Here is an 11,964-nt window from a genome sequence, read left to right as displayed (position 1 = left end):
GACGAACCTTTGTCTGCTGACGGGTGTCTTCAATGTATTCCATCCACTCTAATAATTCCTGCATAAACAACGCCCCTTTTTCTTTTATTTTATCAAAAAAGGGGCGTGTTCACAATTTATTTACTCATGCGTTTGTCGTGGCAGCGCACCGGCCAGCAGGGCAATGAAAATCTGGGTGGAAAGCCCGAGCTTCTTTTTTGACTTTTCCGTTGTTTCTTTTCTGTTTCGAACCATTATTCGATTCCTCCGGTTTCTTCGAGATATTCTTTCAGTGCCGTTTTCCAGTCGGGCGGCTCAGGAATACCGGTCAGGCGGAGCATCATGTTGTCCAGAACAGAATAGGTCGGGCGGACATCATCGCGTGCGACAACCGGGTAAAGATCGAGGTCGCCGGTTTTTCCGGTATACTCGAGGATGGTTCTTGCAAACTCATAGCGGCTGCAGCTTCCTGGGCAGACAACGTGGTACAGACCATACTCCTCACTGTCGATAAAGTGGCAGATCACGCGTGCAAGCTCAAAAGCGCTGGTCGGAGCCGCATACTGGTTGTTTGGAACCTCCATCGTGCCGCCCTTTGCCGCATTGCGGAGTACCTCATCCACAAAATCGCGGCCGATCCCGTAAATCCAGGAGCTTCGGATGATGACAAAGCGGTTCAAAAGCTGTGTCAGGATTTTTTCTCCGGCCTCTTTTGATTTTCCGTAAATGGTACGTGGATGCACGGTATCAAACTCGTTGTACGGGATGCGGGATTCCTTGTCGAAAACATCATCCGTTGAGATCTGAATGACCTTTGCGTCGATATCATTGGCAGCAAGCGCTACGTTACGCACACCGATGGCATTGACACGATAGGCTTCGTCGATGTTTTTTTCACACTCGGCAACGTCGGTCATACCGGCGCAGTTGATGATGACGTCGGGACGGTTGACATAAACAAACTGTGTGACTTCATCGATTTTGGTAATATCAACCTCGTGAATATCCGTCGGAAGAAGCTGATATTCCACACCCTCCAGCAGTTCCAGAAGGGCAGTACCGATGTGGCCTTCGGCACCTGTAATCCATATTTTTTTCATAGGTTCTCTCCTGTCCTTGATTTATATACAGAAAAACTGTAATTGTATTTATTTTACCTGTGGATTTTACAGAAGTCAACAACTTATGGAAAGCCTCTGTGCAGAACCGGAAAAAAGTGGTATCATTTCTGTATATGTCTGCGGTTTAGGACTGCATATCTGCTACAAAAGAAGGAGGAGTATTTTTGAAAAAGAACAAATATGAAATCGACATGTGCAACGGCACGATTATGGATAAGCTGATTTCCTTTTCGCTGCCGCTGATGGTGTCTGGAATTTTACAGCTGATGTTCAATGCGGTTGATATCATTGTAGTCGGACGGTTCAGTGGAAGCCAGGCGCTTGCGGCAGTCGGATCAACAACGGCGCTCATCAACGTGTTCATCAACCTGTTTATGGGAATTTCGCTCGGCGCGAATGTGCTTGCGGCGCGGTATTATGCAGCGGGGCGCGACCGGGAGATGTCGGAAACGGTACATACATCGATCATGCTGGCGCTGATCAGCGGCGTTGTGATGGCGTTTGTGGGCGTATTTTTTGCGAAAGGCGCGCTGGAGCTGATGGATACACCGGCGGATGTCATTGATCAGTCGGCATTGTATATGAGAATTTACTTTATGGGAATGCCGTTTTTCATGCTGTACAACTACGGTGCGGCGATTCTGCGTGCCGTCGGCGACACGAAGCGGCCGCTGTATTTCCTGATTGTATCGGGTGTGATCAACGCTGGTCTGAATATGTTCCTCGTGATCGTGTTCAGTCTCGGCGTGGCAGGTGTGGCGATTGCAACGGTGGTTTCGCAGGCGATCTCCTGCGTGCTGGTTCTGCGGTGCCTCTATAAGAGCGAGGGAAGCTATCAGCTCCGGTTCTCGAAGCTGTGCCTGAAAAAGGATTACATCATCCCGATTTTCCAGGTCGGCATCCCGGCGGGTATTCAGAGTACCGTCATCAACTTCTCGAACGTGCTGCTGCAGTCATCCGTCAATTCCTTCGGTTCGATTGCAATGGCAGGCTACACGGCGGCCAACAATGTGCTGGGATTTTTATACACCTCAGTCAACTCCGTCACCCAGGCGTGCATGAGCTTCACAAGCCAGAACTACGGTGTCGGAAAATACAAACGAATGGATAAGGTGCTGATCGACTGCCTGATTCTCTCCAGCGGCATTGCACTGGTGATGGGCGGCGGCGCGTATCTGTTCGGTACGGAAATCCTGCAGATTTACACCGAGGATCCGGAGGTGATCCGCTGCGGTATGGAGATTCTGTCGATCACGACGGTTCCGTATTTCCTCTGCGGTATCATGGACCTTTTCCCGGGAGCCCTGCGCGGTATGGGATGCTCGGCGGTGCCGATGATTCTGTCCGTCATCGGAACGGTCGGAACGCGAATCGTGTGGATCTTCGGCATTTTCCCGCAGCACCGCTCGCTGTATGTGCTGTTCATTTCGTATCCGGGATCGTGGATCATCACGATTATCATGCAGGTGATCTGCTATTTGATTGTGCGGAAGAAAGTCCACAGCCGGGCAGCAGCCGTATAAAAAAAGAGAAAAAAGACAAAAAGCCAGAAAAACCGCGGATAAATCCATTTTTAGGTGGAATTATCCGCGGTTGTGTGATAAGATGGCTGTATGCGAAGAGGCAGGTAGAAGATACAGGGACACCTGCCTCTTACTCTGTGAAAAAGGAGAGAAGAGAGAACATATGAAAAAGTTTTATGCATGGTATCAGAAGCATATTACAGGTGCGATCTTTACCGGACTGATTCTCGGTATCTTAACCGGACTTCTTCTGGCGGACCGCTTTACGCCGATTCTGACCGTAACCGGCGTCATCGGCGGCATCTACATGAACGCCCTGAATATGATGATTTTCCCGATGGTATTCTGCTCAATTGTCATGGGCATCTGCAGCATCGGAAATGCAAAAACGACAGGTAAGATCACCGGCTACTCGATGATTTTCTTCCTGTGCACCACCGCGATTGCAAGTGCAGTCGGCATTATCATTCCAAGACTGATCCGCCTCGGAAAGGGAGTCCATTTTGAGATGGCAACTTCCGATATCCAGGCGACTGAGATGACCAGCATCCTCGACACGATCAAAAACCTGATCCCGTCCAACCCGGTCAAGGCGTTTGCGGAGGGTAATATGCTTCAGGTGCTCGTCTTCGCTGTTGTGGTCGGCTTTACGCTGATTGCGGTCGGAGAGAAGGGAAAGGCACTCTTAAATGTGATCGATTCGTTGAATGAGGTCTGCTTAAAGGTCATCAGCACGGTGATGTACTTCACGCCGATCGGAGTCTTTTGTACGATCGTGCCGGTTGTCGAGGCGAACGGAACAAAAACCATCGTTTCGCTGGCAACACAGCTGATCATTCTGTACGTCACATTTTACGGCTTTGCGATCGTTGTTTACGGCGGGTCAGTCAGATTTCTTGGGAAAACGAGCCCGGTGAAATTCTTTCAAGCGATTATGCCGGCAGCCCTGAACGCATTCGGAACGTGTTCGAGCTCCGCAACGATTCCGATCAGCAAGCGCTGCGTCGAGGAAGAACTCGGCGTTTCCAATCAGATCAGCAGTATCGCAATTCCGCTCGGCGCTACCGTCAATATGGATGCGGTATCGATCTTGATGTCGTTCATGATCATGTTCTTCGCAAATGCCTGTGGCATCAACGTCAGCGTTTCCATGATGGTGGTCATTCTGCTTGCCAACGTCCTGCTTTCCGTCGGAACACCGGGTATCCCGGGAGGCGCGATCGCTTCGTTTGCGGCACTGGCTACGATGGCAGGTCTTCCGGCCGGAGTCATGGGCGTTTACATCAGCATCAACACGCTGTGTGATATGGGCGCGACCTGTGTCAATGTCATCGGCGACCTGGCAGGATGCGTGGTTCTGAAAGAGAAAATCAAACTGGAAGAAAACTAAAAAATAATACATAGCATAAAAAAGAGGGATTCCTTTCACGGGAGTCCCTCTTTTGTTAGACAGAAAAACCATTAAATATAATCTGAAACGTATGGAATATGGTGGAACAGCAGATCATCCAGGCATTCCACGGCTTCCGGTGTCGTCTCAATGCGCGCCATCTCATACAGTTTGGCAGCCGTCTTGTAGCCGAGCAGCAGCGTCGTGAGTGATGCGATCGTCATTTTCATCACATGGTCCGGCTCGCGGTCGGTCGGCATGCAGCTTCCCTTCTGGAAGAAGAACGTAAAGCTGTCGTTGTTCCACGGAAGCAGTTCGTCCTCGATCTCAAAACGGATACACACATCCGGCTCGTCCGGGTCGCAGGCGTAATGTTCCATAAACTGCACGACATCGATGATGCGTCCCATCGAGTACGGGCGGATCGTCTCTTTGATGTCGCTGTCCTCGAGCTCGAACGCGATCGGCTCGCTGTAGTAGTTGTTTCCCTTGACCTCATCGATCATGGAATCGTGTGCATGAATATACTCCCAGAGTCCCAGCTGCGCCTCGCGGTTCAGATAGATCATCTCTTTGATATGCATGATATCGGAGCTGATCAGATAGACCATGTAGCCGTACGGCACATCATCAGCGGAATAGTAGATCGCAACGACGGTATCATCCTCATCCCAGCGGAAATATTCTTCCCACGCCAGATTGTTGCGGTAGAGGCAGCCGTGCGTCTTCGAAGCAAATTTGGTATGTAGTTCCTTGAAATCCTTGTCATCCCATGCCACGCGGCGCACATAGCCAGGGGCTTTGAGTTTCCGCGGCACCTGCGTGTCCTTGATGGTGTACGTCATCTTATTGGAAATGATTTCCCATCCGAGATTCCGGTAGAGTGGAATGGAGTAGGGATAGAGAAGCGCAAAGGAACGGTGGTTTTCCCGCATGCGCGTGAGACTCCGGATCATCAGCTTTTTCATGATGCCCTGGCCGGTGTATTCCGGGTAGGTGCAGACGCTGGTGACAAAACCGACGGGATAGCGGACACCGTAGATATTCATGTCCAGCGGATAAACCGCGAACTGTGATACCAGATCCTCCTCGCAGAAACAGCCGAGCACATCGGCACGGACGAGAACCGGGAATTTGGACTGCTTGATTTCATCGTCTTTCCATCCGCTTTCGGAAAGCTCCTGCTCTGTAACCTGAAAGGCGTAGCGCAGAAGTGCATTGTACTGCTCTGCGTCGTCGATGGTCAGCGGGCGGAAGGTTAAGTTCGAATCTTTCGTTTGAATCATGGATTACTCCCTCATTTTATTGTGAATCAAAGTATAGTGAATCAGATACTTTATTTTTTCGTAAATATTCTACCATAAGAAATGGAATTTGTGCAGTTGAAAATAGAGCGGAATCAGCGATTTTGGCAAAAAGATCAAAATAGCGTCAGAAATCGGATAAAAACTTCAAGAAATGGACAAAAAAGGAAAAACCGGCTGTGATCCGAACCGTCCGTTTTTTTTGGGGGGGGGCAGGATTCTTTCTTACATTACGGAATAGTTTTTCCTTGACGAAACACGAAACAATCGTTACACTATACATGTAACTATAATTAAAATGGGGAAATGTAGCAGAACAGCAGAAACACACAAAAACAGAACTGGAAAATTGTGTGTGCACTGGGGAGAAGAGAGGGAAACAGATGAATCGGACCGAATTGCCGGAATGTGAAAAAATAAATAAGAAAGAATCCAGAAAAGATGTTCAGATGACACAGGAACAGGCAGACCGTCTGGTGGAACATCTGAAAAATATTTTCATGTATGTGCGGGTTCTCTGTCCGGATGAGATCGGAGATTTTGTTATCGATGAAGAGAATGGCAAGCTGTGTGAATGCTACGCAGTATGGAACAAAGCGATGCCGTGCCTTAACTGCATTTCCGAAAAAGCCCTGCGGGAGAAATCGCAGAAATCAAAACTGGAATGCGTTGCGTCGAATGTGTATCAGGTCATTGCAAGATACGTGGAGATCGAAGGAGAACCATGCGTGATCGAGATGATCAACCGTCTCGACGATGAAACACTGATGGACTCCGAAGGACGCCAGAATCTGGTAAGCAAGCTGAACAGCTACAGCGAAGAGCTGTACCGTGACGCGCTGACCGGAGTATTCAACCGCCGCTACTTCGAAGACCAGATCCGGGACGCCAGTTTTTGCTGCGGCGTAGCCATGATCGATCTCGATGATTTCAAATTATACAACGATACATACGGCCACAATGCCGGAGATATGGCGCTTGACACCATTGTAAAGACTGTCAACCGCTGCATCCGACGTACTGACCGTCTGATCCGTTTCGGAGGAGACGAATTTCTGCTGCTTCTGCCGGAGCTGGATGAGGAAAACTTTGTACAGAAATTAAAACAGATTCAGTCACAGATCCATGAGGCACAGGTGCCGGGCTACTCGAAGATGCGTCTTTCCGTCAGCGTAGGAGGTGTTCTGACAAGAGATGAGACGATCGGCGAAGCTGCGATGCGCGCCGACCAGCTGATGTATCTTGCAAAACAACGGAAAAACATGGTTGTCACCGAGAAAGACCAGATCCAGGGTTGTCAGGACGATGTTGTCCGTCAGGAAAACCGCAGAGAAAAACAGCGCATCCTGATCGTGGATGATTCCGAGATGAACCGTATCATCCTCTCGGAGATTCTGCAGGATGAATACGATATCATCGAGGCCTCCACCGGCGAAGAGTGTCTGCGTCTGCTGGAAGAATACGGAACAGGCCTTGCGCTGATCCTTCTGGATATCGTCATGCCGGGCATAGACGGTTTCGGAGTGCTTGACTACATGAACCGCAACCACTGGATTGAAGAGGTTCCGGTCATCATGATATCGAGCGAGGATTCCACCGCATTTGTGCGCCGTGCGTATGAGCAGGGTGTATCCGATTATATCAGTCGTCCGTTTGATGCAAAAGTTGTTTACCAGCGTGTATTCAATACGATCAAATTATATGCAAAACAGCGCCGTCTCGTGACGCTCGTCACCGAGCAGATTTACGAAAAAGAGAAAAACAATCAGATGATGATCAGTATCCTGAGCCATATCATGGAATTCCGGAATGGCGAGAGCGGACTTCATGTCCACCACATCAACATTCTGACCAGTATGCTCCTCGAGCGTCTGGTACAGAAGACAGACCGCTACCACTTAAGCTGGTCCGATCAGCTGATGATCACAACGGCATCCGCGCTGCACGATATCGGAAAGATGGGTATTGACGAGAACATTTTAAATAAGCCGGGAAGGCTGACGAAAGAAGAGTTCGAGGAGATGAAGAAACATACCCTGATCGGAGCGTCCATGCTGAAGAGCCTGGAACTGTATCAGGACGAGAAGCTGGTACAGATTGCGTACCAGATCTGCCGCTGGCATCATGAGCGGTACGACGGAAAGGGTTACCCGGACGGCTTAAAAGGTGAGGAGATCCCGATTGCAGCCCAGGTTGTATCGATTGCCGATGTTTACGATGCGCTGACAAGCGAGCGTGTCTACAAATCGGCATACACGCACGAGAAAGCCATCGAGATGATCCTGAACGGCGAATGCGGTACCTTCAGCCCGCTGATGCTCGAGTGTCTGCTCGACATCAAAGATGCCATCTGCGAGGAGCTGAATACCATATCCGAAGAAGAACAGACTTCGATTCAGATTGAAAAGCTGAAAAAGAATCTGAAGTCGGGGGGGGGCAGAGCTGAGTTTTCTGAGCTATGATGAAAAGTTATCCACAGAAGATGCCAGGGAGAACAGGCATCATGCGGATTCGAAAGACGATCTTAAATAAAAATATACCAAAACCCATGGATTTCTGAAAAGATTCCATGGGCTTTTCGTACCTTTGTGCAAATTTTTGTTGTGATTCCGGAGGACAACTGCTATAATAACAGAAAATGTCAAAAAATACGACAAAAATACCGGAAGAGGGCTGTGCGAACAAGTACACACAAGTCTGGAAAGGATAAAAACATGAATCAGTTGGAAGTATTACGAGAAAGCCTTGGACAGTGCGATGAGATTATTCTGGATGCGCTGCTTATGAGAAACCGTATTGTCGAGGACATTATGGTATATAAAGAAGCAAATAACGTGCCGATTCTCCAGCCGGAGCAGGAAGCAAAACAGAAGGAATGGCTGAACCGCCGGATGCAGGAAAAACGCCACAAAAACGAAGTGGCAGATGTTTTCGAGAGCATCACCAGAAACAGTAAAAAGATTCAGGCAAGAAAGCTGTTCAATTATAATATCGTACTGATCGGTTTTATGGGAGCCGGAAAGAGTACCATTTCCGATTACCTCAAAACCGTGTTTGCGATGGACATCATCGAGATGGATCAGATCATCGCAGAGCGTGCCGGTATGAGCATCTCCGATATCTTTGAGACTTATGGCGAGCAGTACTTCCGTGACTGCGAGACAAATCTTCTGATCGAGATGCAGTCGAGAACAAACGTTGTCATTTCATGCGGCGGCGGAACTCCGATGCGTGAGTGCAACGTTGTAGAGATGAAAAAGAATGGCCGTGTCGTTCTTCTGACTGCAAAGCCGGAGACGATTTTAGACCGTGTCAAAGACAGCCACGACAGACCGCTGATTGAGAACAACAAAACCGTTCCGTTTATCGCAGATCTGATGAGCAAGCGCCGTGAGAAATACGAGGCCGCAGCCGACATCATCATCGAGACGGACGGAAAGAGTGAGCTGGAGATTTGTGAGGAGCTGATCCACAGTCTGCGGCAGATGGATGCAAAAGAAGAGTAAAAAGAAAACTTTACGGAGAGACTGCTGATAAAACGGCAGTCTCTTTTTTGTACGTAAACAGACACAGAAAATAAAACATAGTGACATTGTATGAAAGGGGGATTGACAAAAGTGGGATTTCCTTATATTCTGTTATAAGTCTGGGCTAAAATTCACGTTAAAAATGTGAAAAAACAAAGGTTTATTTTATGATATTGACTGAACAACAAAAAAAATCAAGTTAATTTTCAGAAATAAAAACGCCCGTGTGCAGAAAGCTTCGGAACACCGGGGATCAGTTCTGCCGACAACAGAAGGAGGAACATCAATGAGAAAAAGAAACAAAGTCGTTTCTCTGCTTTTAGCAGGATGCATGGCAGCCGGACTTCTTGCCGGATGCGGAAGCAGCGGAGAGACACAGGTAGCAACTGCTGACAATACCACAGCAACATCGACCAGTACAGCGGCATCGGATTCTGCAGCGCCGGAGACGGCAGGTGAAGTGGATGGACAGATCAATCTGCGTGCAACGTCCTTCGGAAACAACTTCGATGTACAGGATATGGGATGGCGCTGGATGATGGCAGAGTGCTACGAAGGACTGATGCGTGACGTAGCAGATGAGAACGGAGACCGTTTCGAGTACGCCGGTGCAGAGTCCATGGACGTATCCGACGATGGACTGGTTTATACCTTCCATCTGAGAAAGGATGCAAAATGGTCCGACGGACAGCCGGTTACCGCAGCAGATTATGAGTACGGCTGGAAACGTCTGTTAAATCCGGAATACGGCTATTCCTATTCTTTCTTCCTGTTCAACGTAGTAGGAGCAGAAGAGTATTATAACGGACAGGGCTCTGCCGATGAGATCGGAATCAGGGCAGTGGATGATTACACCTTCGAGGTTACCTTAAAGGTAGCAGATCCGACCTTCCAGTCCAAGCTGGTAGCAACTCCGCTCTACCCGACCCGTCAGGATGTCGCAGAGGCAGCCGGAGACCAGTGGGGAAAAGACTGGACAAAATGTGTCTACAACGGACCGTTTGCCATGACCAACCTGGTAGAAGATAACTCCATGACATGGGTAAAAAATGACCAGTACTGGGATAAGGACAACGTAAAACTGAATCAGGTGAACTGGTACTGTGTAGCAGAGAACGCAACTGCGGCAACCATGTTCGATAACGGACAGCTGGACGTTTTCGATGCTGCCGGCGATTACATTGCAAAATACGACAAAGAAGTAGAAGCAGGCAATATGCAGACCATGACCACCGAGTACCCAGGAACTATGGTTCTGTGCTACGAGCAGTCTGAGGGCGGAAAATCCGGCCTGATGAAAAATGTAAACATCCGCAAAGCAATTTCCTACTCCATCAACCGTGAGGAGATGGTATCTGCTGTTTACGGAAGATACACTGCAGCTTACGGCTTCGTTTCCCCGGCGATCACGCTCGACGGAACTTCCTACCGCAAGCAGGCGCAGGAGACCATGAAAGAGGAATATGAGCAGTATGCAGGCGATGCAGACAAGTTAAAAGCACTGTTCCAGAAAGGCCTTGATGAGCTTGGTATCACCGACAAACCGGAAGACATCACCATTACACTGCTGTCCCAGGGTTCTGCTACCGAGAATCAGCTCGAGAGAGAGTACCTGCAGCAGTCCATTTCCCAGAATCTGGGCGTAAAGGTAGAGCTGAACACCGTTGGTGATTACCAGATGCTTGCAAATGAGCGTGATAACAAGAACTACGATATCTTCGTAGGCGGATGGTTCAGCGATTACAACGATCCGCTGGACTTCCTGAACATCATGAAAACAGGCGTTTATGATTCCTACGGTCTCTACAGCAACAGCGAGTACGACAGCCTGATCGACTCTCTGACCGGAGAGAATGACAACGCAAAACGTCTTGAGATTTACCAGAAGCTGGAAGATCTGCTGGTTGCACAGGATTGCGGTGTTGCACCTCTCTACTACTCTGATAAACATTACTATTATCAGAATTGGGTAAAAGATTTCTACACATCCTCCTTCGGAGCAAGCCAGGAGCTTTACAGAGCAACTGTAGAGAAATAAAAAAGCAGCAAAACAGAAGAAATGAGGGAAGAAGGGCTTATGAAACAATAGGCTCTTCTTTCGCTATCATAATAAAAATTTCCGGTCGGGAAAGACCGGACAGGGAGAGGATTTTTATGCCAAAATATTTACTGCGCCGTTTTGCAGAAATGCTGATCACACTGTTTCTGATTGCAACGGCCACGTTTTTCCTTCTGGAAGCGGTTCCGGGAGATCCGCTGACGGAGCGTGCGAGCAAGCTCTCGCCGACCGTAAAGGAAAACCTCTATAAGCGCTACGGCCTCGACAAGCCGATGATGGAGCGCTATGTGATCACAATGAAGGGAATCTGCAAGGGAGAGTTCGGAGAATCTGTTGTCTATGCGGGACAGACGGTACAGAAGCTGATTCATGACCGCCTTCCGGTATCCGCCCGTCTTGGTATCCAGCAGGTGCTGGTCGGTATCACGATCGGCCTGCTGCTTGGAATCCTTGCGGCAATGAGGAGGGGAAGCTTCTGGGACTATATGGTGATTGCCCTGTCGGTTCTTTTGATTTCCATTCCGAACCTGATCTTTGGTCTGATGCTTCAGAAAATTTTCGCAGGTAACCTGAAGGTTCTGCCGACGATCGGCTGGCCTGCGGGAAAGGATCTGTGGTTCGGCGGATGGGAATACACGATTCTTCCGACCCTGACAGGATGCTTTTCTTATATTGCGACGTATGCGCGTCTTCTGAAAACATCGATGCTCGATGTGATTAATCAGGATTACGTGCTGACCGCTGAATCGAAGGGCTTAAGCCGCGGACAGATTATCCGCCGCCATATCCTTCGGAACTCGTTTATCCCGGTCATCACACAGCTTCCGATGTCGGTTGCCATGTGTATCACAGGCTCCTTCTTCATCGAGAGCATCTTTTCCATCCCGGGAATCGGACAGTATTATGTGACGGCGGTCAATAACCAGGATCTTTCCATTATCATGGGAGAGACGGTTATTATTGCAGCACTTTACATCGGCGTTCTCTTTATCACGGACCTGCTGTACGTGGTCGTTGACCCGAGAATCAGTCTGACAGGAAAGAGCAGATAAGGAGGATAT

At 48.9% G+C, this 11,964-nt stretch carries 8 protein-coding genes; 6 read left to right on the top strand and 2 right to left on the bottom strand.

What is annotated here, in order from left to right; translation table 11 throughout:
* Nucleotides 1-233 precede the first annotated feature (233 nt).
* Nucleotides 234-1,079 carry a dTDP-4-dehydrorhamnose reductase gene (gene rfbD, locus ACY2VT_RS10520; RefSeq protein WP_055228643.1) on the bottom strand — a complete coding sequence of 282 codons (846 nt, stop codon included), beginning with the start codon at nt 1,077-1,079 and terminating at the stop codon, nt 234-236.
* A 212-nt stretch (nt 1,080-1,291) separates the two neighbouring features.
* On the opposite strand from rfbD, the gene ACY2VT_RS10515 reads away from it, so the two are divergent.
* Both ACY2VT_RS10515 and ACY2VT_RS10510 read left to right on the top strand, forming a co-directional pair.
* Nucleotides 1,292-2,623 (top strand): MATE family efflux transporter, encoded by a 1,332-nt coding sequence (locus ACY2VT_RS10515; protein WP_461874583.1) that lies wholly within the window; start codon nt 1,292-1,294, stop codon nt 2,621-2,623.
* A gap of 163 nt (nt 2,624-2,786) precedes the next feature.
* Nucleotides 2,787-4,013, top strand: coding sequence for a dicarboxylate/amino acid:cation symporter (locus tag ACY2VT_RS10510; RefSeq protein WP_461877450.1), 1,227 nt, complete (start codon nt 2,787-2,789; stop codon nt 4,011-4,013).
* Nucleotides 4,014-4,084: 71 nt separating this feature from the next.
* On the opposite strand, the gene ACY2VT_RS10505 is transcribed toward ACY2VT_RS10510, so the two are convergent.
* The gene (locus ACY2VT_RS10505) at nt 4,085-5,299 is read right to left on the bottom strand and encodes a GNAT family N-acetyltransferase (RefSeq protein ID WP_461877451.1); all 1,215 of its coding nucleotides are present in this window, start codon (nt 5,297-5,299) and stop codon (nt 4,085-4,087) included.
* Between the two features lie 467 nt (nt 5,300-5,766).
* Here ACY2VT_RS10505 and ACY2VT_RS10500 point away from each other — a divergent pair, with 467 nt between their 5' ends.
* The 4 genes from ACY2VT_RS10500 to ACY2VT_RS10485 all read left to right on the top strand — a co-directional run bounded on the left by ACY2VT_RS10500 (nt 5,767) and on the right by ACY2VT_RS10485 (nt 11,955).
* Nucleotides 5,767-7,779 (top strand): diguanylate cyclase, encoded by a 2,013-nt coding sequence (locus tag ACY2VT_RS10500; RefSeq protein WP_461879846.1) that lies wholly within the window; start codon nt 5,767-5,769, stop codon nt 7,777-7,779.
* Between the two features lie 252 nt (nt 7,780-8,031).
* Nucleotides 8,032-8,823, top strand: coding sequence for a shikimate kinase (locus ACY2VT_RS10495; RefSeq protein WP_461879845.1), 792 nt, complete (start codon nt 8,032-8,034; stop codon nt 8,821-8,823).
* 307 nt (nt 8,824-9,130) lie between these two features.
* A complete protein-coding gene (locus tag ACY2VT_RS10490; RefSeq protein WP_461879844.1) occupies nt 9,131-10,882 on the top strand; it encodes a peptide ABC transporter substrate-binding protein in 1,752 nt (583 codons plus the stop codon).
* 116 nt (nt 10,883-10,998) lie between these two features.
* The gene (locus ACY2VT_RS10485) at nt 10,999-11,955 is read left to right on the top strand and encodes an ABC transporter permease (RefSeq protein ID WP_022462669.1); all 957 of its coding nucleotides are present in this window, start codon (nt 10,999-11,001) and stop codon (nt 11,953-11,955) included.
* Nucleotides 11,956-11,964: the final 9 nt, after the last annotated feature.

The organism is Fusicatenibacter sp., from assembly GCF_050872605.1.
Lineage (GTDB): Bacteria > Bacillota > Clostridia > Lachnospirales > Lachnospiraceae > Fusicatenibacter.
The sequence above is the reverse complement of the archived record's forward strand: the minus strand, read 5'-3'. Positions and strand labels throughout refer to the sequence as shown.